This is a genomic window from Actinophytocola sp. (assembly GCF_050699935.1).
GTDB lineage: Bacteria > Actinomycetota > Actinomycetes > Mycobacteriales > Pseudonocardiaceae > Actinophytocola.
On sequence record NZ_JBOHGB010000092.1, the window covers coordinates 1 to 20,614 of the forward strand.

The 20,614-nt window shown below is 72.0% G+C and carries 22 protein-coding genes and 1 pseudogene; 16 read left to right on the forward strand and 7 right to left on the reverse strand.

Annotation, left to right across the window (positions count from 1 at the left end; translation table 11 throughout):
• Positions 1–184: pseudogene (locus tag ACRDTB_RS25165) on the reverse strand (1-acyl-sn-glycerol-3-phosphate acyltransferase); the annotation flags it as partial.
• 114 nt (positions 185–298) lie between these two features.
• On the opposite strand from ACRDTB_RS25165, the gene ACRDTB_RS25170 reads away from it, so the two are divergent.
• Together ACRDTB_RS25170 and ACRDTB_RS25175 are read left to right on the forward strand one after the other, a co-directional pair.
• Positions 299–2,806 (forward strand): DNA translocase FtsK 4TM domain-containing protein, encoded by a 2,508-nt coding sequence (locus ACRDTB_RS25170; RefSeq protein ID WP_431434147.1) that lies wholly within the window; start codon positions 299–301, stop codon positions 2,804–2,806.
• A gap of 55 nt (positions 2,807–2,861) precedes the next feature.
• A complete protein-coding gene (locus ACRDTB_RS25175; protein WP_431434149.1) occupies positions 2,862–3,503 on the forward strand; it encodes a DUF5684 domain-containing protein in 642 nt (213 codons plus the stop codon).
• Positions 3,504–3,552: 49 nt separating this feature from the next.
• Here ACRDTB_RS25175 and ACRDTB_RS25180 read toward each other — a convergent pair whose 3' ends face one another.
• Complete coding sequence (locus tag ACRDTB_RS25180; protein WP_431434150.1) at positions 3,553–4,002, reverse strand: phospholipase; 450 nt, start codon at positions 4,000–4,002, stop codon at positions 3,553–3,555.
• Positions 4,003–4,120: 118 nt separating this feature from the next.
• Positions 4,121–4,630, reverse strand: a complete 510-nt coding sequence (locus ACRDTB_RS25185; protein WP_431434152.1) for an amino-acid N-acetyltransferase — start codon at positions 4,628–4,630, stop codon at positions 4,121–4,123.
• Positions 4,631–4,756: 126 nt separating this feature from the next.
• Between ACRDTB_RS25185 and ACRDTB_RS25190 the strand changes: the two genes are divergently transcribed.
• The 10 genes from ACRDTB_RS25190 (at position 4,757) to pspM (ending at position 13,348) form a co-directional block, all read left to right on the forward strand.
• Entirely contained in the window at positions 4,757–5,530 is a 774-nt protein-coding gene (locus tag ACRDTB_RS25190) for an IclR family transcriptional regulator domain-containing protein (RefSeq protein ID WP_431434154.1), read from the forward strand.
• A complete protein-coding gene (locus tag ACRDTB_RS25195; RefSeq protein WP_431434156.1) occupies positions 5,530–6,477 on the forward strand; it encodes an iron-containing alcohol dehydrogenase in 948 nt (315 codons plus the stop codon). The genes ACRDTB_RS25190 and ACRDTB_RS25195 overlap by 1 nt, the downstream gene beginning before the upstream one ends.
• Positions 6,474–7,337, forward strand: coding sequence for a dioxygenase (locus tag ACRDTB_RS25200; protein ID WP_431434158.1), 864 nt, complete (start codon positions 6,474–6,476; stop codon positions 7,335–7,337). The genes ACRDTB_RS25195 and ACRDTB_RS25200 overlap by 4 nt, the downstream gene beginning before the upstream one ends.
• 41 nt (positions 7,338–7,378) lie before the next feature.
• Positions 7,379–8,908, forward strand: coding sequence for a 30S ribosomal protein S12 methylthiotransferase RimO (gene rimO / locus ACRDTB_RS25205; RefSeq protein WP_431434160.1), 1,530 nt, complete (start codon positions 7,379–7,381; stop codon positions 8,906–8,908).
• Positions 8,905–9,507 carry a CDP-diacylglycerol--glycerol-3-phosphate 3-phosphatidyltransferase gene (pgsA, locus tag ACRDTB_RS25210; RefSeq protein ID WP_431434162.1) on the forward strand — a complete coding sequence of 201 codons (603 nt, stop codon included), beginning with the start codon at positions 8,905–8,907 and terminating at the stop codon, positions 9,505–9,507. The genes rimO and pgsA overlap by 4 nt, the downstream gene beginning before the upstream one ends.
• Positions 9,500–10,018 carry a CinA family protein gene (locus ACRDTB_RS25215; protein ID WP_431434163.1) on the forward strand — a complete coding sequence of 173 codons (519 nt, stop codon included), beginning with the start codon at positions 9,500–9,502 and terminating at the stop codon, positions 10,016–10,018. The genes pgsA and ACRDTB_RS25215 overlap by 8 nt, the downstream gene beginning before the upstream one ends.
• Before the next feature lie 174 nt (positions 10,019–10,192).
• A complete protein-coding gene (locus tag ACRDTB_RS25220; RefSeq protein ID WP_431434165.1) occupies positions 10,193–10,684 on the forward strand; it encodes a helix-turn-helix domain-containing protein in 492 nt (163 codons plus the stop codon).
• A 73-nt stretch (positions 10,685–10,757) separates the two neighbouring features.
• Positions 10,758–11,444 (forward strand): hypothetical protein, encoded by a 687-nt coding sequence (locus ACRDTB_RS25225; RefSeq protein ID WP_431434167.1) that lies wholly within the window; start codon positions 10,758–10,760, stop codon positions 11,442–11,444.
• 163 nt (positions 11,445–11,607) lie between these two features.
• Positions 11,608–12,456 carry a PspA/IM30 family protein gene (locus ACRDTB_RS25230; protein ID WP_431434169.1) on the forward strand — a complete coding sequence of 283 codons (849 nt, stop codon included), beginning with the start codon at positions 11,608–11,610 and terminating at the stop codon, positions 12,454–12,456.
• A 40-nt stretch (positions 12,457–12,496) separates the two neighbouring features.
• Positions 12,497–13,348 carry a phage shock envelope stress response protein PspM gene (gene pspM / locus ACRDTB_RS25235; RefSeq protein ID WP_431434171.1) on the forward strand — a complete coding sequence of 284 codons (852 nt, stop codon included), beginning with the start codon at positions 12,497–12,499 and terminating at the stop codon, positions 13,346–13,348.
• Between the two features lie 12 nt (positions 13,349–13,360).
• On the opposite strand, the gene ACRDTB_RS25240 is transcribed toward pspM, so the two are convergent.
• On the reverse strand, positions 13,361–14,368 hold the full coding sequence (locus ACRDTB_RS25240) for a quinone-dependent dihydroorotate dehydrogenase (protein WP_431434173.1): 1,008 nt from the start codon (positions 14,366–14,368) through the stop codon (positions 13,361–13,363).
• A gap of 42 nt (positions 14,369–14,410) precedes the next feature.
• On the opposite strand from ACRDTB_RS25240, the gene ACRDTB_RS25245 reads away from it, so the two are divergent.
• A complete protein-coding gene (locus ACRDTB_RS25245) occupies positions 14,411–15,298 on the forward strand; it encodes a hypothetical protein (RefSeq protein ID WP_431434175.1) in 888 nt (295 codons plus the stop codon).
• A gap of 479 nt (positions 15,299–15,777) precedes the next feature.
• Here ACRDTB_RS25245 and ACRDTB_RS25250 read toward each other — a convergent pair whose 3' ends face one another.
• The gene (locus ACRDTB_RS25250; protein WP_431434177.1) at positions 15,778–16,113 is read right to left on the reverse strand and encodes a hypothetical protein; all 336 of its coding nucleotides are present in this window, start codon (positions 16,111–16,113) and stop codon (positions 15,778–15,780) included.
• A gap of 76 nt (positions 16,114–16,189) precedes the next feature.
• Positions 16,190–17,089, reverse strand: coding sequence for a ParA family protein (locus ACRDTB_RS25255; protein ID WP_431434179.1), 900 nt, complete (start codon positions 17,087–17,089; stop codon positions 16,190–16,192).
• 47 nt (positions 17,090–17,136) lie between these two features.
• Between ACRDTB_RS25255 and ACRDTB_RS25260 the strand changes: the two genes are divergently transcribed.
• The 3 genes from ACRDTB_RS25260 to ACRDTB_RS25270 are packed head-to-tail and all read left to right on the forward strand — an operon-like array spanning position 17,137 to position 19,587.
• The gene (locus ACRDTB_RS25260; RefSeq protein ID WP_431434181.1) at positions 17,137–17,862 is read left to right on the forward strand and encodes a class I SAM-dependent methyltransferase; all 726 of its coding nucleotides are present in this window, start codon (positions 17,137–17,139) and stop codon (positions 17,860–17,862) included.
• Positions 17,863–17,891: 29 nt separating this feature from the next.
• Positions 17,892–19,154, forward strand: a complete 1,263-nt coding sequence (locus ACRDTB_RS25265; protein ID WP_431434183.1) for a DNA polymerase IV — start codon at positions 17,892–17,894, stop codon at positions 19,152–19,154.
• 22 nt (positions 19,155–19,176) lie between these two features.
• A complete protein-coding gene (locus ACRDTB_RS25270; protein ID WP_431434185.1) occupies positions 19,177–19,587 on the forward strand; it encodes a YbaB/EbfC family nucleoid-associated protein in 411 nt (136 codons plus the stop codon).
• A 24-nt stretch (positions 19,588–19,611) separates the two neighbouring features.
• Here the strand turns inward: ACRDTB_RS25270 and ACRDTB_RS25275 are convergent, their stop codons facing one another.
• A complete protein-coding gene (locus ACRDTB_RS25275) occupies positions 19,612–20,580 on the reverse strand; it encodes a penicillin-insensitive murein endopeptidase (protein WP_431434187.1) in 969 nt (322 codons plus the stop codon).
• Positions 20,581–20,614: the final 34 nt, after the last annotated feature.

The window sequence follows — 20,614 nt, forward strand, 5'->3', positions numbered from 1 at the left end:
GGTTCGCCGCGATCAGGCTGGGCCCGTCGCGGAACTCGGGCGGGATCGTGCCGGTGATCTCCATTCTGCCGGCCAGTCGGACGAAACCGCGGTCCAGGAACGTCATCGCCTGCCAGATCGGCGAGACGCGTTCGGCACCGGTACGGCGTGTCGGCTCGGTTGAGCGGCGGAACGGCGCGACCATGAGCGGAGCATCGCACGGACCGGGTGCACGGTGACCACGCGGCCCTGGTGTCACGGAAAGATGCCCGTGTGGCAGAAGTGACTCATGTGGTGAAGGCCGACTACCGTGTGGAGTATGGCGAACCGGACAGCAGCCTCCAGGACCTCCAAGGGCCGCAGCACCCGTGGAGGTAGTGGCGCCCGGTCGGCCAAGTCGTCCGGAGGCCGCCCCCGGTCGTCGTCCCGGTCCGCCACCCGGCGGCGGCCCGCGCGTCGCAAGGGTGGACTCGGCCACGCCCTCGGCCGCGGGCTGCGCGGCGGCTGGATCCTGTTGGCCATGGGCGTGGGTGGGCTCGCGCGCACGATGGGCCGCACCAAGGACCTCGCCCCCGCGCACCGCCGCGACGGGCTGGCGTTCGGGCTGATCGCCGTCGGCGTGATCGCCGGTGCCGGCGTCTGGTGGCACGCGGCCGGACCGGTCGGGCGCTGGCTGGAGGTCGGCGTGCGCTCCGCGGTCGGCGCGGCCGCGATGGCGCTGCCGATGGTCGTGCTGGTGATCGGGATCGCGCTGATGCGCTCGGACCCCCAGCCGGAGAAGCGGCCCCGGCTGGTCATCGGCGCGCTGCTGTTCACCATGGCGTTCCTGGGCATCCTGCACCTGTTCGGTGACCTGCCCGAGGACAACGAGGGCCGGATGTACGCCGGCGGTGCGCTCGGCTACGTCTCCGGCGGGATGCTCGCGAAGGGCGTCACGCCGTGGGTGGCCATCCCGCTGCTGGTGCTCCTGCTCGGCTTCGGCGTGCTGGTGTTCACCGGCACCCGCTTCCGCGACATCCCGACCCGGCTGCGCGAGCTGGGCATGGAGCCCGACGGGGACTACGAGGAGGGCATCGACCTCCCGGGCGAGGAGGAGGTCCCGGCCGCGGATTCCAGTACGGGGGCGAAGCCGCGTCGCCCGGCGCGCCGCCGCCAGGCCGCCATGGCTGGCTCGATGGCTGACGACGCCCAGCCCCGGCTCGAGACCGGCGTCGAGGACGTCCCCCCGCCGCCGGAGCCGCTTGCCCCGCCACGAAAGCGACCGAAGCCGTCGCAGGTCAAGGAGACCGCGCCGCCCAAGGAGTCCGGCCAGCTCACGCTCACCCGGGTCGTCGACGGCGACTACCGGCTGCCCGACCCGAACCTGCTCGCCGGCGGCGACGCGCCGAAGTCCCGCAGCCGCGCCAACGACGCGATGATCGAGGCGATCACGGGCGTGCTCGACCAGTTCTCGGTCGACGCACAGGTCACCGGCTTCACCCGGGGCCCGACGGTCACCCGCTACGAGGTCGAGCTCGGCCCGGGCGTGAAGGTCGAGAAGATCACCGCGCTGACCAAGAACATCGCCTACGCGGTCGCCACCGACAACGTGCGGCTGCTCGCTCCGATCCCCGGCAAGTCCGCGGTGGGCATCGAGGTGCCCAACTCCGACCGCGAGATGGTCCGGCTGGGTGACGTGCTGCGGTCGAGCACCTCTGTGCAGGACACCCATCCGATGGTGATCGGCCTCGGCAAGGACATCGAGGGCCACATGGTCACCGCGAACCTGTCGAAGATGCCGCACCTGCTGTGCGCGGGCTCCACCGGCTCCGGCAAGTCGAGCTTCGTCAACTCGATGCTCGTGTCCCTGCTCGCGCGCGCGACCCCGGACGAGGTCCGGATGGTGCTGATCGACCCGAAGATGGTGGAGCTGACGCCGTACGAGGGCATCCCGCACCTGATCACGCCGATCATCACGCAGCCGAAGAAGGCGGCCGCGGCGCTGACCTGGCTCGTCGAGGAGATGGAGCAGCGCTACCAGGACATGCAGGCCAACCGGGTGCGCCACATCGACGACTTCAACAAGAAGGTGCGCTCGGGTGAGATCACCGCGCCACCCGGGTCCGAGCGCGAGTACCGGCCCTACCCGTACATCCTTGCGATCGTCGACGAGCTCGCCGACCTGATGATGACCGCGCCGCGCGACGTCGAGGACGCGATCGTGCGGATCACCCAGAAGGCCCGCGCCGCTGGCATCCACCTGGTGCTCGCGACCCAGCGCCCGTCGGTCGACGTGGTCACCGGTCTGATCAAGACGAACGTGCCGTCGCGGCTGGCGTTCGCGACGTCGTCGCTGACCGACTCGCGGGTCATCCTGGACCAGCCGGGCGCGGAGAAGCTGATCGGCATGGGCGACGGGCTGTACCTGCCGATGGGCGCGTCCAAGCCGGTGCGGATCCAGGGCGCGTTCATCACCGACGAGGAGATCAACGCGATGGTCTCCTTCGTCAAGGAGCAGGCGCAGCCGGAGTACACGGACGGCGTGACGGCGGCGAAGGCGAGCGAGAAGCGCGAGATCGACGAGGACATCGGCGACGACCTCGACGTGCTGCTGCAGGCCGCGGAGCTGGTGGTCACCTCGCAGTTCGGCTCGACGTCGATGCTGCAGCGCAAGCTCCGGGTCGGCTTCGCGAAGGCGGGCCGGCTGATGGACCTGCTGGAGAGCCGCGGCGTGGTGGGCCCGTCCGAGGGCTCGAAGGCCCGCGACGTGCTGATCAAGCCGGACGAGCTGGACTCCGTGCTGTACCTGATCCGCGGCGGCGGCCCCACCTCGGAGGACGAGGAGTAGGCGAAAGCCGGTCCGGTACTCTGCCCCGGCGACTCAGTGTGGAAGGGGCAGCACCGTGCGGACTCAGCCGGATCAGACCTTCGAGACCGACACGGCCGTGTCCGCGCCGGTGCTTCTCGTGGTCGGCCTGATCAGCCTGGCTCTCGTGATCTTCTTGATCGCGTCCTACTGGAAGATGTACATCAAGGCCGGCCAGCCAGGCTGGGCCGCGATCGTGCCGTTCTACAACATCTACGTGCTGCTGAAGCTCGTCGGCCGCCCGGGGTGGTGGCTCATCCTGTTCTTCATCCCGCTGGTGAACCTCATCATGTCGATCATCCTGATGATTGATCTGGCGAAGGCGTTCGGCAGGGGCGGCGGGTTCGCGGTACTGCTGATCTTCCTGCCATACGTCGGCGTCCCGATTCTCGCCTTCGGTCAGGCGAGGTACGTGGGCCCGGTCGCCGACCCGAACTTCAACGCCTACGGCCAGGGCGGCTACCCCGAGCCCGGCTACCCGGGCGCGCCGAACTTCCAGACGCCCCCGCCGTACGCACAGCACCCGGGGCAGCAGTACCCGCCGCAGCAATATCCACAGCAGCAGTACCCGCCCCAGCAGTACCCGCCGCAGCAGCCGGGCCAGTACCCGCCGCAACACCCGGGGCAGCAGTACCCGCCTCAGCAGTACCCGCCTCAGCAGTACCCGCCGCAGCAGTGACGACGGAGCGGGGCCGCGGGTCGCGCACCCCGCTCCGCACGACGACCGGTCAGCCGCCGAACTGGCGCACGGCCCAGTAGTACGTGTCGGCGAACCGGTTGCATGCCCAGTTGCCGTCGCAGACCTCGTACATGTCGTCCCGGAACTGGTTGTCGATCGCGAACCGGTTGGACTCGGTGAACCGGCCTTGGTCCTTGTAGTTCCGGTAGCCGAAGTCGTGCCGGTAGCACGCCCTCACCAGGTTGAAGCCGAACGGGTTGTCCGGCGAGTTCGAGCAGCCGTCGGAGCTCCAGTCGAGCTGGTCGCCGTAGGGCTGCTCGATCCGGATGCTCTGGAAGCTGGTCAGGCTGGCGTCGTACAGGTACTGATCGGTGACCTGTTCGAGCTCGGCGGGGTCGAGCGAAGCCTCGGCGTACGCGGTGCCGACGATCATGGCGCTGCTGACGGCGATGGCTGTGACGGTTGCCCGGGCAGCACGACGCAGGGTTGACGTGGCCACGGAGATCTCCCTCGTGAGGCGTGACGGACCCGCGCCGTTGCGGACCCTGATCCATTACGCCAGGAGGATCATGAACCGGAAACCACCTAACGGGCTAAAGGGTGATATCGAAAGTTGGTTACAGCTCGAGCAGCATGCGCGCGTTGCCGAGCGTGTTCGGCTTGACGTAGGGCAGATCCAGGAACTCCGCGACGCCCTCGTCGGCCGAGCGGCGTATCTCCTCGTAGACCTCCGAGCTCACCGGGGTGCCCTCGATCTCCACGAACCCGTACCGAGCGAAGAACTCCGTCTCGAAGGTCAGCACGAACAGCCGGGGGAGCCCGAGGTCGCGGGCGAGCGCGATCAGCCGCTCGACGAGCATGCCGCCGACGCCCAGCCGCAGCGCGTGCGGCAGCACCGCGATCGAGCGGATCTCCGCGATGTCCTCCCACAGCACGTGCAGCGCGCCGCAGCCCAGCAGCTCGCGGCCGTGCTCGCCGTTGCGCTCGGCCACCAGGAACTCCTGCACGTCCTCGTAGAGGGTGACGAGCTCCTTGGCCAACAGCACCTTGCCGACATAGGTGTCGATGATCGACTTGATCACCCGCACGTCGCCGATCCGGGCGCGGCGGACCACGACGTCTTCCACGGTGCAAACCTAACCGCCGAACGGGCCGCAGACTGAATCGGTGTGGACATTGACACCCGCGGTGACCTGGGGCCACGCTGGATCTGCCGGATAGCGGCACGGTCGTACGCAATGCGGACGAGGCTCATGAAGGATCCGGAGGACAAGGACTACGTGCAGTCCCTCGAGCGGGGCCTGTCGGTGCTCCTCGCGTTCGCGGGACACCGCCCGCTGCTCACGATCGCGCAGCTGGCCGGCGTGACCGGCCTGTCCCGGCCGACCGTGCGGCGGCTCGTGCTGACCCTGGAGCGCCTCGGCTACCTGCGCGCGGAGGGCCGGGCGTACGCGCTGACCCCGCACGTGCTCGCGCTCGGGCACGCGTTCACCTCGTCGCTCGACCTGACCGAGGTCGCCCGGCGGCCGATGGAGGCGGTCACCGAGGTCGTCGGGCACACGTGCTCGCTGATCGCGCTGGACGGCGAGGACGCGGTGTTCCTGTACCGGGTGCCGCCGCGCCGGGGCATGCCGCACACGCTGTTGCCGGGCACCCGGATGCCGGCCTACGCGACGGCCGCCGGCCGCGTGCTGCTGGCCGCCCGGGCGGAGCGGCCCGACGGGCCGTTCGCCGCGCTCACCCCGTCGACCGTCACCGACCCGGCGCGGCTCGCGGCGATCGTCACCGAGGTGGGGGAGCAGGGCTGGGCACTCGTGGACCAGGAGTACGAGGAGGGCGTGCGGTCGTTCTCCGCACCCGTGCTGGACAGCGCGAACTGGGTGGTCGCCGCGCTCGGCATGTCGGTGCCGTCGTCGGTGCCGCTGGACCGCGTCCGCCGCGAGTACGTGCCGGCTCTGGTGGCGGCGGCCGCCGAGATCAGTGAGGCGCTGGGCGCCGCCTACCACCCGAGCGCGCGGGCCGTGTGATGCTCGAGTTCACGCGGACGGCGATGCCCGGGCGGGTCGTGTTCGGGGCAGGCGCGGCGCGCTCCGCGCTGGCCGGCGAGGTCGCGGCGCTGCGGGTGTCGCGGGTGCTGCTGGTGACGACCAGGCGCGGCGAGCCGCTCGCCCGCTCGCTGGCCGAGCGACTGCCGGTCGTGGACGTGTTCACCGACGTGCGCGAGCACGTGCCCGCCGAGATCGCCTGCGCCGCGCTCGACGTGGCCACTCGGTCCCATGTGGACTGTCTGCTGTCGGTCGGCGGCGGGGCGTCGGTGGGCACCGCGAAGGCCGTCGCGCTGTCGATGCGGGTGCCGATCGTCGCGGTGCCGACCACCTACTCGGGGTCGGAGATGACCCCGGTGTGGGGGCGCACGGAGGGTGGGGAGAAACACACCGGCCGGTCGATGGACGCGCTGCCGCGGCTCGTCGTGTACGACCCGGACCTGACCGTGGGGCTGCCGCCGGCGATCACGGCCGCCAGCGGGATGAACGCGCTCGCCCACGCGGTACGGGCGCACGCCGCCGACCCGGTCACCGCGCTCGTCGGGCACGAGGCCGTCCGGGTGCTCTCGGCCGGGCTGCCGAAGGCCGTGGCCGAGCAGGACCGGACCGAGGCGCTGTACGGCGCGTACCTGGCCGCCTCGGCGTTCGCGGTGGTCGGCTCGGGTCCGCACCACAAGCTGTGCCACGCGCTCGGTGGCGCGTACGGCCTGCCGCACGCGCCCACCCACGCCGTGCTGCTGCCGTACACGGCGGCCCGCACCGGTGGCGTCGACGCGGACGGACTGCGCGGGCTGGCGGAGCGGATCGGCGCGCCCACCAGCCTGCGCGAGATCGGCCTGAATGCCGAGGACCTCGACGACGCCGTGCGCCGCACACCGGACGCCGCCGCCCTGCTGACGGCCGCATACGAGGGAAGGTGGCCGGCATGAACCTCACCGACCGGGTCGTGGCGAGCTTCGAGGGGGCCGGGGACCCGCGGTTCCGGGAGATCGCGACGAGCCTCGTCAAGCACCTGCACGCGTTCCTCGCGGACGTCCGGCTCACCGAGCAGGAGTGGGCCGCCGCCATCGACTTCCTCACCCGCACCGGGCAGACGTGCGACGACAAGCGCCAGGAGTTCATCCTGCTCTCCGACGTGCTCGGCGCCTCGATGGCGGTGATCGACATCAACCACCCGGCTCGTGCCGACGAGTCCCGGCCGCCCACCGAGTCGACCGTGCTCGGCCCGTTCTTCGTCGAGGGTGCGCCCGAGTTCGCGCTCGGCGCGGACATCTGCGTCGGCGCACCGGGCACGCCGTGCTTCGTCGAGGGAACCGTGACGAACACCGCCGGCGAGCCGGTTCCCGGTGCCGTGCTGGAGATCTGGCAGTCCGACGAGGACGGTCGCTACGACGTTCAGTACGCCGACCTGGACCGTCCACGCGGCCGCGGCCGGCTCCGCGCGGACGAGCGGGGCCGGTACGCGTTCTGGTCCGTGCACCCCGAGGCGTACCCGATCCCCGGCGACGGGCCGGTGGGTGAGCTGCTCGTCGCGGCCGGCCGCGGCCCGATGCGCCCGGCCCACGTGCACTTCATGGTCTCCGCGCCCGGGTACCGCACGCTCGTCACGCACGTGTTCACCGCGGACAGCGCGCACCTCGACGACGACGCGGTGTTCGGCGTCAAGCCGTCGCTGGTGATCGAGTTCCCCCGGCACGGGCCCGGTCGGTCGCCGGACGGGCGCGAGCTGGACGTGCCCTTCCACACCGCGCGGTTCGACATCACGCTCGCCGCGGAGACGGACCGGTAGTAACCGGTTCGGAGCAACCGTCGGCGGTTACCCTGAGAGCCGTGTCCGCACCACCACCGTCGCGCCGTGCCGCCCTGCTCACCCTCGGGTGTGCCCGCAACGAGGTCGATTCCGAAGAGCTCGCCGGCCGCCTGGCCGACGGAGGCTGGGAGGTCGGCGACGACGAGTCCGACGCGGACGTGATCGTCGTGAACACGTGCGGCTTCGTCGAGTCCGCCAAGAAGGACTCCGTGGACGCGCTGCTGGCCGCCGCCGACACCGGCAAGAAGGTCGTCGCGGTCGGCTGCATGGCGCAGCGGTACGGCACCGAGCTCGCCGAGAGCCTGCCGGAGGCGGCCGCCGTGCTCGGCTTCGACCACTACCCGAACCTGGGAGAGCGGCTGGACGACGTGGTCGCCGGCCGAGCGATCCCGTCCCACCGGCCGGCCGACCGTCGCACGCTGCTGCCGATCACTCCGGTCCAGCGGCCGGCGGTCTCGGACGTGTCGGTGCCCGGCCACGGCTGGGGTCCGCGGGTGCCGCGCAAGCGCCTCGACGACGCGCCGGTGGCGCCGCTCAAGATCGCCTCCGGCTGCGACCGGCGCTGCTCGTTCTGCGCGATCCCCTCGTTCCGCGGCGCGTTCGTGTCCAGGACACCCGACGAGGTGCTGGCCGAGGCCGCGTGGCTCGCCGGGCAGGGTGTCCGCGAGCTGTTCCTGGTCAGCGAGAACTCCACGTCCTACGGCAAGGATCTCGGCCGCGAGCTCGGCGGACCGGACGCGCTGGAGCGACTGCTGCCCCGCCTCGCCGCGATCGACGGCGTCGACCGGGTACGGGTGTCCTACCTCCAGCCCGCGGAGACCCGGCCCGGCCTGCTGCACGCGATCGCCGGCACCGACGGCGTCGCGAACTACTTCGACATGTCCTTCCAGCACGCCAGCTCGACCGTGCTGCGCCGGATGCGCCGCTTCGGCGGCATCGAGCCGTTCCTCGCGCTGGTCGAGCAGATCCGCTCGCTCGCCCCGGACTCGGGCATCCGCAGCAACGTGATCGTCGGCTTCCCCGGGGAGACCGAGGAGGAGCTGGCCGAGCTGGAGCGGTTCCTCACCGAGGCGCGGCTGGACGTGGTCGGCGTGTTCGGCTACTCCGACGAGGACGGCACGGAGGCGGCGCGGCTGGGAGGCAAGCTCGACCCGCGGGTCGTGGCCGAGCGGGTCGCGCGCCTGTCGGAGCTCGTCGAGCAGCTCACCGCGCAGCGGGCGGAGGATCGGGTCGGCGACGAGGTGTTGGTGCTCGTCGAGCGAGTGGAGGGTGGCGAGTGCGCCGGCCGGGCCGCGCACCAGGGACCAGAGGTGGACGGCGAATGCCTGCTCACCGGTGAGGCGGAGCTGATGGTGGGCGACCTGGTTCGCGGAAAGGTGGTCGGTGCGGAGGGTGTGGACCTGATCGTGGCTCCGGTCGAGAACATCGAGGCCTCGCACATGAGCGAGCTTGCGAGCGAATCAATGAACACAGCTCGCGAGCATGCGAACGAGTCAATGTCACAGGGCGACCGCGAGCGGCGACACCGAGCCCGCGAGGGGTCGTCGTGAGTTCCACGCCGGCCGACGGCACGCCGCCACCCGACGCCCGGGTGACGGCCGTCCCGGTCCCCCTCGTCAACGTCGCGAACATCCTGACGGTGACCCGGCTCGCGCTGGTGCCGGTGTTCCTGCTGACCCTGTTCGCCGCGGAGGACTCGACCGGCTGGCGGCTGACCGCCGCGTTCGTGTTCGCCGTCGCCTCGGTCACCGACCACGTCGACGGGCGGCTGGCCCGCAAGTTCGGGCTGGTCACCGACTTCGGCAAGGTCATCGATCCGATCGCGGACAAGGCGCTGACCGGAGCCGCCCTCATCGGGCTGTCGATCATCGGCGAGCTGCCGTGGTGGGTCACCGTCACGATCGCCGTCCGGGAGGTCGGCGTGACGCTGCTGCGGTTCTGGGTGATCCGGTACGGCGTGATCGCGGCCAGCTTCGGCGGCAAGGCGAAGACGCTCATCCAGATCGTCGCGATCGGGATGTTCCTGCTGCCGTTGCCCGCGTGGTTCGACCCGGTCGAGTGGACCGCGATGGGCGTCGCGGTGGCACTGACCGTCGTCACCGGCGTCGACTACGTGATCCGGGCGATCCGCCTGCGCGCCAGTGGCTAGGAACCCACTCGCCGATCTGCTCGGCCTCGACGCCGAACACCTGACCGACCTGATCGTGACCCTGCGCGAGCGCGGGGAGACCGTCGCGACCGCCGAGTCGCTCACCGGCGGGCTGGTCGTTGCCGCGCTGACCAGCGTGCCCGGGTCGAGCAAGGTCGTGCGGGGCGGCGTGGTCGTGTACGCGACGTCGCTGAAGAACGAGCTCGCCGGCGTGGACGCGGCCGCGCTCGCCGAGCACGGCGCGGTGCATCCGCTGATCGCCGAGCAGCTGGCCAGGGGCGCCCGGATCACCTGCCGGGCGAGCTGGGGGATCGGGCTCACCGGCGTCGCCGGACCCGACCTGCAGGACGGGGTGGAACCCGGCGTGGTCCACCTGGCGGTGGCCGGCGCCGGCGGCACGACCGTGCACACGATCGGGATCGACGGCAACCGCCACCAGGTCCGCGCGGGTGCGGTGCGCGCGGCGTTCGACCTGTTCAGCTCGCAGTTGGCGGAGCCGGCCGCTGGGTGATCTCGACTGTGGCTCCAGGCGCGGGCACTACCTTCGGGAACATCGGGACGCGCTCGATCGTTCGCTTGTGGCGGACGCGCGGTGATGTCGCTGCCGATGATCGTGCGGTCTCGGTAACGTGGACACTGTGCCCGACCCGACTTTCGGGCGGTTGATCTTGGAGGGAGGCGCGCGATGGCCGTGCTGTTGCGTGAGGCGATCGGTGATCGACTCCGGCATGCCCGCACCAACCAGAGCCGCACGCTCCGCGAGGTCTCCCGCGCGGCGCGGGTGAGCCTGGGGTACCTCTCCGAGGTCGAGCGGGGGCGCAAGGAGGCGTCGAGCGAGCTGCTGGCCGCGATCTGTGACGCGCTGGAGCTGCCGCTGTCCCAGCTGCTGCACCACGTGGCGAGCGACATGGGGGCGCTGGACTCGGTGGACCACCGGGTACCCGAGCCGGCCGAGCGCCCGGAGCGGACCGAGGCGATGGACGCCATGGATGCGATGGACGCCATGGATGCGGCGGGCGACGACCGGCGTTCGGCGGTCGATGGCGTCGAGGGCGGCCGGCTGGTCCCGGCCACGGTCGGCGAGAACCTGGCCGACCTACGCATCCAGCCCGTGCTCAGCCACCGGATGGAGGCCTCCCTCGGGGGCCACCGGATGGGCGCGGTGTTCGCCGCCTGATCGTCTGGGTTGATCGTCGGGGCTGACCGTCCGGGCCACTAGACTCCGGTGCCACGCAAGGAATCGGAGGTTCGTGCTGCTCACCACCGTGCTCATCGTCGTCCTCGTCGTGATCGGCATCGCGGCGGTGGTGAGCGTGCCGCTGATGATCCGCAGCACCCGCCGGCAGGTCGTCGAGGACGTGTCGCCTGGCGCCCGCCGGCCGATCATGGGCAGCCCTGCTCAGGTGTGGGTGTCACGCGGCGAGCGGGTACTGCGCGAGCTCGGCACGACGCTCGGGGAGCACGCCGCGCTGCACGGGATCTCCGAGGACGCCGCACACGTCGTCGTGGAGCTGCGGCTCACCGCGCGCCAGGTCGCAGAGCTCGACCACGCGCTGGCCGGGATCCCGGTGCCGTCGCTGGAGGAGGAGCGCCGCACGCTCGCCACGGCGCTCGCCGAGGCCGAGGGCGGTCCGGCCGCCGCGGACCTCGCCCGGTCCCACGAGGCGGTGTCCGCGCGCATCGCCGCGGCCGAGCGGCAGCGTGAGCAGCGGGACGCGCTGCTGGCGAAGATGCAGGCCATGGTCACCGAGCTGGAGCGGGCGCGCGACGAGCTGGCCGAGCTGATCAGCGGGGCCGCGACCGACCTCAGCCCGCACGGCGGCGCGACCGACACCGCCACCGCCCAGCTCACGGGTAGGCTCGATGCCCTGAGGGAGGGCCTCGTGGAGGTCCGGCAGGCGTCCAACCCTGAGATCGGTCCGGGCGGTCAGGGCTAACCCTGAATCGGTACCTGATTTCGACCGGGTCCGGTGGTGAGGACGACCGAGGACCTGACACGATGGAACCCACAGCGATGACGGGGCGTTGCCATACCAACTGCGTAAGCGGCCCGGAGTGGCAGCCAGAAGCGGACCAGCACGGAGAAGGCAGGCGGAGGAGATGGCCAACCCGTTCGTGAAGTTCTGGAAGTACCTCATGGCAGCCTTCTCGTCGAAGATCGACGAGCACGCCGACCCGAAGGTACAGATCCAGCAGGCCATCGAGGAGGCCCAGCGTCAGCACCAGGCGCTGTCCCAGCAGGCGGCCGCGGTGATCGGCAACCAGCGGCAGTTGGAGATGAAGCTCAACCGCCAGCTCGGCAATGTCGAGAAGTTGCAGTCCTCCGCGCGCCAGGCGCTGGTGCTCGCCGACGAGGCGCGGTCCAAGGGCGACGAGGCGAAGGCCACCCAGTTCGAGCAGGCGGCGTCGTCGTTCGCGACGCAGCTCGTCACGGCCGAGCAGGACATCGAGGACCTGAAGACGCTGCACGACCAGGCGCTGCAGGCGGCCACGCAGGCGAAGTCCGCGGTCGAGCGCAACGCGATGATGCTGCAGAACAAGCTCGCCGAGCGCACGAAGCTGCTGAGCCAGCTCGAGCAGGCGAAGATGCAGGAGCAGGTCTCCAAGAGCCTCAACCAGATGAGCGAGCTGGCGGCGCCGGGCAACACGCCGTCGCTGGAGGAGGTCCGCGACAAGATCGAGAAGCGGTATACCACCGCGCTCGGCTCGGCGGAGCTGTCCCAGAACTCGATCCAGGGTCGGATGATGGAGGTCCAGGCGTCGACCACGGAGATGGCCGGCCAGTCCCGGTTGGAGCAGATCCGCGCGTCGATGTCCGGCGGTTCGGTCACGCCGCAGGTCACCGGCGGCTCGAACACCAAGTCCGCCGCTCCGGCCACGTCGAACATCGATGCCGAGATCGCGCAGCGCGTCGCCCAGGAGCAGAAGGCGAACGGGCAGACCACCTGAGTCAGTCGCTTAGTCGCTTCGGCGGGGAGGTGTCGGCGCCATGCGCGGGCGAGAGATCTACCAGCTGACCCGGCTCGCCAACCGGTACATCAAGAGCGATGTCATGCAGCAGGTCCAGGAGGCGTGGACCCGCCGGGGCGACGAGAAGGTGCGCATCGAGCGCCAGCGGCGCCGGCTGGCCCGCAAGCGGGTATGGGCGTCGCGGTGGCTCACCGCGTGGGTCCTGATCACGATGCTGTGCGGGCTGCTGATCGTCGGCGTGGCCACGGGAGCCGTGGCGGACGGCGAGGGTTCGGCCCTGGTCGGCGTGATCGCGGCGACGCTCGTGGCGGTCGTGATCACATTCCGCTCGACCCTCAAGCTGGCGATGGCGAAGAACAACCAACGCGAGTTCGAGGCCATCCACCCCCGCCCGGGCGTTCCGGCGGCAGCGACCGGAGCGCCCGCGGCCATGCCCCCGAAGCGCTCGGCCGCCCGCGAGCCCATGCAGCGCCTGGCGGAGGCGGAGGAGGCGCTGGGGCAGGTGCTGGCTCAGCTGTCGGGCACGGACGGCGTGCCGGCGGCGGTCCCGGTCGAGTCGGTGGCCCAGGCCCGGGCGACGAGCACCGAGGCGGCGACCGCCCTGCGCGCGGTGGCCGCCCAGCTGGTCGCGGTGGAGCTGGCCCGCGACCACGCGCCACCCCTGGAGCGCGGCCCGCTCGTGGAGGGCGTGTCCCGCCTGCGTGAGCAGCTCGACGAGGGCCTGGACGGCTACCGGAGCCTGGTGGCCGCGGCTGGCCGGGTGGTGGCCGCGAGCTCGGCGCCCGGACCGAAGCAGGAGCTCACGGAGGCCACGGACCACCTGGCCGGGCTGGCGGTCGCGCTGCGCGAGCTGTCCGACGCCGCCGACTGAGCGGCAGGCCGGTCAGCGCGCGGCGAGCCGGTTGATCCGCCGGACCAGCGCGGGTCCGCGGTAGATGAACCCCGTGTAGAGCTGAACCAGGGCGGCCCCGGCGTCGAACATCCGCTGGGCGTCCTCGGCCGTGTGGATGCCCCCGACCCCGACGACCGGCAGCTCGCTCCGGCCGGCCACGAAGGACACGACCGCGAGCGACCGCCCGGCCAGCGGCCGCCCCGACAGGCCGCCGTCCTGCGCGGCCATCCCGGCGTCCGCGGGCGAAAGACCGTCCCGGGCCAGGGTGGTGTTGGTGGCGATCACCCCGGCGACCCCGCGCGCGTGGCACACGTCGAGCACGTCCTCGATCGCCTCGAACGACAGGTCCGGCGCGATCTTCACCAGCAACGGCCGGCCGTGTGCCTCCGGCGACAACGCCGCCAGCAGCGAGTCCAGCGCGGACCGGTCCTGCAACCCCCGCAACCCCGGCGTGTTGGGCGAGCTGACGTTCACCGCGAAGTAGTCGGCGTACGGCCAGAGCGCCCGGACCGACGAGACGTAGTCCGCCACGGCGTCGGTCGCGACCTTGGACCGCCCGACGCTGATCCCGACCGGTACCGGCGCCGGGCCCATCCGCCGCAGTCGCTCGGCCAGCGCGGCCGCGCCGAGGTTGTTGAACCCCATCCGGTTGATCACGGCCTCGCTCGCCGGCAGCCGGTACAGGCGAGGCCGCGGGTTGCCCGGCTGCGCGTGCCACGTCACCGTGCCGACCTCCACGAAGCCGAACCCGAACGCCGGCCAACCGCGCACCGCCACGCCGTTCTTGTCCACGCCGGCCGCGAGGCCCACCGGTCCGGGGAACCGGACGCCGAACACCGTGCGCGGCGTCGAGGCGCCGTAGAACCGCCGCAGCGCCGCGGTCAGCGGGCGCACGCGGCCGAGCCGGGACATCGCCGCGACCGTGCGCTCGTGCGCGACCTCGGGGTCACCGCCGCCCGACCGGAACAGCGCGCGACGCAGAACATGCTGGTAGACCACGTGGACATCGTTTCACCGAGCCGGACGCGCCAAGATGGTGGTGTGCCCGACACAGTCGACCTGGAATCCGCGGCCGAGGAGCTCTACGCCGGCTCGCGGGAGGACTTCACGCCCCGGCGCAAGGAGCTCGCGAAGGCCGCGAAGGCCGCCGGTGATCCCGGGATCGCCGCGGCGATCGAGAAGCTCGGCAAGCCGACGACGTCCGCCTGGCTCGCCAACCAGCTCGCTCGCGACCCCGACTCGAACATCGACCGGGTCGCCGAGCTCGGCGACGCGCTGCGCGAGGCCCACGCGAACCTCGCGGGCGCCGACCTGAAGTCGTTGTCCCAGAAGCGAACCCAGCTGGTCAACACGCTGGTCAAGCAGGCCGGTGAGCAGGGCGGCGCGGGGCTCTCGGAGTCGGTGACCCGCGAGCTGGAGGAGATCTTCACGACCGCCATCGCCGACGCCGACGTTGCGCGCGTGCTGCTGGCCGGGCGGCTGACGTCGGCCAAGGAGCTCGCCGCCGCGGTCGCCGCATGGCCGGACGTGTCCGGCGATCGGACACCGGTCGGGCCGCCGGCCAGGGCGAAGGCCAAGGCCAAGGCGAAGCCCGAGCGGTCGGAGCGGGAGCGGGCCGAGCACGAGCGCAAGCTCGCCAAGGCGCGCGAGGAGCTCGAGAAGGCACGCGCGACGGTCAAGGAGGCGGAGGCCGATCGCGCCGAGGAGGATCGGATCCTGGCCGAGGCGCAGCGCCTGGCCGACGAGGCGACCGAGGAGGTCCGGCGGATCTACGAGGAGCTCGACGCCGCCGAGACCCGCGAGAAGGAGGCGCGGCGGCGGGTCGGCTCGGCGAGTCGGTCGGTGAAGGACGCCGAGCGCCGGGCGAGCCAGGCGTGGCGGCTCGTGCAGCAGGCGGAGCGGGCGCTCGACGAGCTCGGCGGGAAATAGGAAGCGGCCCCCGGGCTGCTCCGGCGATCGAGGATCGCGGGCTCAGGGTCGGACTACATCCCTGAGAGCACCGGGGGCCGGGTGACTGCCTGGTATTCGCACCGAGGCCAGGAGTGTTTCGAACCTGGCCTCGTCGACCACACCACGCGCCTACGGCACCGGAAACCCGATGTCAGCCGTGTTGCGCAGCCGGGAAAACCATGTCCGGTCGGTGGTCCTAGCGGACAGCCACCTCACGAGTCCGTTGCGATATCACCTTTGGACCACCTCCTTTCTCGTGTACCGCGAGATTACGTGCCACGGGCCCATCGCGACAAAGCTTTTCGGCGCGATTCAACTCACTGCCGAACCCGTACTACGCCAGCCTGTCGAGTGCATCTGAGCCGATCGGGTGGTGGTAGATTCGCTGCTCCACTACCGGCTGTCGCCAACTGACCTCGAAGGGCCATCCTCACCATGGGATCCCCCCTGCACAGTGCTCACGGTCGGGTGGCGGCTGGTGCCGTCATCGGAGCGGTGACCGCCGCCCTGCTCGCGGCGGGCGTCGTGGGTGGGGAGTCGGGCCAGCGCCCGTCACCGGCGGGCCGGGCCGCCGTCGAGCCCGTGCCGCCGGGACAACAGCCGCGGCCCACCGAGGTGCCGACCACGACGACCTCGTCCCGCCGGCCGACATCGAGCTCGACGACGACCACCACGACCACCACGACGACGACCACCACGCGGGACCGGCCGGCCGATCCGAGCACCACGACCGAGGAACCGCCACCGCCCCCGCGGACCACCGCGAACCCACCACCGACCACGACGACGACCACCTGCTCGTCGCTGATCTGCGTCGGCTGAGCCGGCCGAACGGGGCCGACCCGCAGCCGGTCGAGGGCGGCCGTCGCGTCAGTTCTCGACGACCACGTCCAGATCGGTGTCGCCGTCGCTCTCGTCGACCCCGATGCCAGGGCCGGCGTCGCTGTCGGCCTCCGGCCAGTTGTCCGTCCGGTGCCGGCCGCGGCCGCTGGTCCGCAACACCCGCGCCAGCAACAGGTTCAGCGCCAGCGACACCTCGCGCGCACCCGGCGTGCCCCACTGGTGGATCGGCACGCACGCGCCCTGCGCCTGCTGCACCGCGAGCCGGTCCGGCAGGGCGACCGGCATCACCAGCCGGCCGAAGTGCTCGCGCAGCTCGGCGATCCGGTACTGGTGCTCGTAGGACTGCGGCCGCACCCGGTTGACCACCACGCCCAGCGGCGTGAGGCTCGGGTTGTGCTCCTCGCGCGTCCGCTCCACCGCCTCGAACGCCCGTTGCGCGCCGGAGACCGCGAACAGCGTCGGCTCGGTGACGAGCAGCGCGCCGTGCGCGGCCAGCAGTGCGGAGCGGGTCAGCCGGCCGAGCGAGGGCGGGCAGTCCAGCAGCACGAGCTGGTAGGGCAGCTGCCCGTCGTCCAGTAGCGGACCGAGCTCCGTCAGCGCGCGGCTGAGCTTCTCGAGGCGGCGCGGATCCGGGTCCTGGTCGTTGAGCAGCTCGAGGGTCTCCGAGCCCACGAGCACGTCGACCTCCTCGCCCCACCCGCTGCGCGCGATCGCGTCCCGCAGCACCGCGGGGCGCGGGGTCTCGAGCACGTCGGCGAGCGTGGCCGAGGTGTCGTCGGGGTCGAGGGTGGCCGTGGCGTTGCACTGGGGGTCGAGGTCGACCACCAGCGTGCGCGCGCCCCGGCGCAGCGCTGCCGAGGCAAGGCCGAGCACGATGGTGGTCTTGCCGACACCACCCTTGAGGCTGAGCACCGCCACCGTTTGCACGCCGGCAACCCTACGGTGCCCGGGGAGCGGCACTACAGTTCCGGTTCATGCGACCGGATGCAGTTCGCCTCGCGATCGACGCCGAGCTGGCCGCCGTGCGGCGGCGCCGGGGCGACGTCGCGGCCCGGGTGCTCGACGTCGGCGGTGGTAGCGGCGTTCTGGCCGTGCCGCTGGCCGCCTCGGGATGTGTCGTCACGGTCGTCGAGCCGAACCCGAACGCGCTCGCGACGCTGTCCCGCCGGGCCGAGGACGCCGGCGTCGCCGACCGGATCACCGCCGTGCAGGCCGACAGCGACGCGCTCGGCCAGGTGGTCGGTGCGGGCAGCGCGGACCTGGTCGTCGCGCACGGCGTGCTCGAGGTCGTCGACGACCCGAAGAACACCGTGGCCGCCATGGTCGATGCGCTCGCCGTGGACGGGGTGGTCTCCGTGGTCGTCGCCAACCGCACCGCCGCGCTGCTGCACCACGCGATCGCCGGCCGCCTCGCCGAGGCCCGGGCGCTCGCCGCGGACCCGGCGGGCCGGCTGCCCGACGAGCCGCTGCTGCGCCGCTTCGACACCGACGGCCTGACCCACCTGCTCACCGACGCCGGCCTCGTCGTCGAGCTGCTGCACGGTCAGGGCGTGCTCACCGACCTCGTTCCGGGCGCCGTGCTGGAGCAGGATCCGAGCGCCGAGCAGTCGCTCGCCGAGCTGGAACGCCGGCTCGCCGCGACCGCGCCGCTGCGCGACATCGCCAGCCGGCTGCACGCGGTGGCGCGCCGCGTCGCGTAATCGTCGGTGCGGTCTGGGAGGCTCGTGGCATGGGGCGCAGTGGGGACCTGCCGCGCGGCCTGGTCGACCGGTACAAGGCGCGCGGCGGCGTCTGGCCCGACGACACCGGGTGCGCGGTGCTGCACGTCGACATGGACGCCTTCTACGCGTCGGTGGAGATCCGCGAGCGGCCTGAGCTGGCCGACCGCCCGGTCGTCGTCGGCGGCACGGGCGGCCGGGGCGTGGTCAGCTCCGCCAACTACCTCGCCCGCACCTACGGCGTCCGCTCCGCGATGCCGACCGCACACGCCCGGCGGCTGTGTCCGAAGGCGGTGTTCCTGCCGCCGACCTTTCCGCTGTACCAGGAGGTCTCGGCCGGCGTGATGGCGATCTTCCGGGACGTCACGCCGCTGGTCGAGCCGCTGAGCCTGGACGAGGCGTTCCTCGACGTGGCGGGCGCGCTGCGGCGGCTGCGCCAGACGCCCGGCCAGGTCGCCGAGCAGATCCGTGCACGGGTCGTCGCCGAGCACGGAATCACCTGCTCGGTCGGGGTCGCGGCCACCAAGTTCGTCGCCAAGCTCGCGTCGGGGCTGTGCAAGCCCGACGGCATGCTCGTGGTGCCGCGCGACGAGGTGCTGGCGTTCCTGCACCCGCTGCCGGTGTCCGTGTTGTGGGGGGTGGGCAAGCGCACCGCCGAGCGGCTCTGGGCGGTCGGCCTGAACCGCGTCGGTGACGTCGCGGCCACGCCGCTGCCCCGATTACGCCGCACGCTGGGCAACGCGGCCGCCGAGCACCTGCACGCGCTGGCCCGCGGGCACGACGACCGGGCCGTGGAGCCGGTGTCGGTGGAGAAGTCCGTCGGTGCGGAGGAGACGTTCGAGGTCGACCACACCGACCGTGGCCTGCTGAAGGAGGAGCTGCTGCGGCTGGCGGAGAAGACCGCCGCGGCGTTGCGCCGGCGTGGCCTGCGCGGGCGCACGGTGTCGATCAAGGTGCGGTTCGCCGATTTCACGACGATCACGCGGTCGCGCACGCTGCCGGTGGCCACGGACGTCACGCAGGAGATCTACCGGACCGCGTGCCGCCTGCTCGACGAGCAGACGCCGCCGGGCGCGGTGCGGCTCATCGGCGTGCGGATGGAGCAGCTGGGCGAGCAGGGCAGCGAGCAACTCGTCCTCGACGCCCCGGAGCGCGGCTGGCGGGACGCCGACCAGGCCGCCGATCAGGCGCGGGCGCGGTTCGGTGGTGCGGCGGTGCGTCCGGCCACGCTGCTGGGTCGTGACAGGTCCGGCGCACTCGGCGATCCCCGGTGAGCCGCTGCGCTACCGTCTGGGAGTGACCGATCCACCTGCCGAGTACGAGGCGAGGCTGGCGGCGGCGCAGCGCCGGGCCGAACAGATCCGGGACGGCCTGGAGCGCGTCCGCGCGACGGAACGCAGCGACGACGGCCAGATCACGGTCACCGTCAACTCGTCGGGCAACGTGGTGGACCTCGAGCTGGGCCCCCGGGACCGGTCCGGCCCGGAGCTGGCGGCGGACATCCTCCGCACGATCCGCGCCGCACAGGCAAACCTCGCCGACGCCGTCCACACGACGATGGCGCCCACCTTCGAGGGCAGCGAGCTGCTGGCCGAGCTGGACGAGCAGTACCGCACCGCGTATCCGGCCCCGGAGCCGGCGCCCAAGCCCGGCCCACCGCGCCCGGACGAGGACACCGACCACGAGGGCCGCAACCTGCTGTCCTGAGCGGTCCGGACGAGTTCGCCTGGCTCAGCAGTCGTAGAGGCTGTTCGGGTGGACCTTCTCGCAGTACCGCACGTGCAGGTGGTTGTCGTGGTTGGGGTACTCCGTGGTCAGCCCCTCCGCGATGAGGTCCGGGTCGTTGAAGAAGATCAGCTTCACGTGGCCCGGCGCGGCGTCGCGGATCGCCTGGGCGAGGGCCCGGGTGGCGGCCTGGTCATAGGTCGGCGACCGCCAGGTGATCCGGTCCGCAGTGCACTGGGCGCTGTCCGTCCGGATGGGCCACAGGTCGATGTCCATGCCGACCTCGTGGCTGCCGTGGCCCGGGATGTCGCCGCCGTGCTCGAAGCCCGCGTCGCCCAGCGGTACCGGCCCGTGGCCGGTGAACGACCGCACCGCCGTCTCCAGCTGCGCGATCGCCGCCGCCGTGCCCCAGTTCGCCGTGCCGTTGCCGTCCGGGTCCTGGTCGCACATCCCGGCGTCGAGGTCCGGGTAGTCGTAGTGCCACACCAGGTTCTGCCACGTCATCGGCCCCACGATGCCGTCCACGCTGATCCCGGCGTGCTGCTGGAACGAGCGCACCGCGTCGGACACGGCCGCGTCGAACTCGCCGTTCACCGGCAGCGACAGCCGAAGCTTGGCGTTGAGCTCCTCCTGCAACGCGCGTACGGCCGGTCCGCTCGCGCCCGCGGACAGCTGCGGCACCAGCTTCGCCCACGTCGCCGGCCCCACGATGCCGTCGACGCCGAGCCCGTTGGCCGACTGGAACGACCGCACGCCCGTGTCGGTCGACGCGCCGAACACGCCGTCGGTGGGTGCCTCGAAGCCGTGGTGGACGAGCAGGTGCTGGATCGCCAGCACCTCGACGCCACGGTTGCCGGTGCTCTGCGCGTGGAGGAACGCTCCGGGGAACGCGTTCGCCGGAGCGCTCAGCAGCAGGGACGCGACCACCGCGACGGCAGCGGCGAGCGCGAGGAAGGTGCGGCGGAGGGTGACCATGAGAGCACATTATGGTGAAGAATCACCGTGCGCG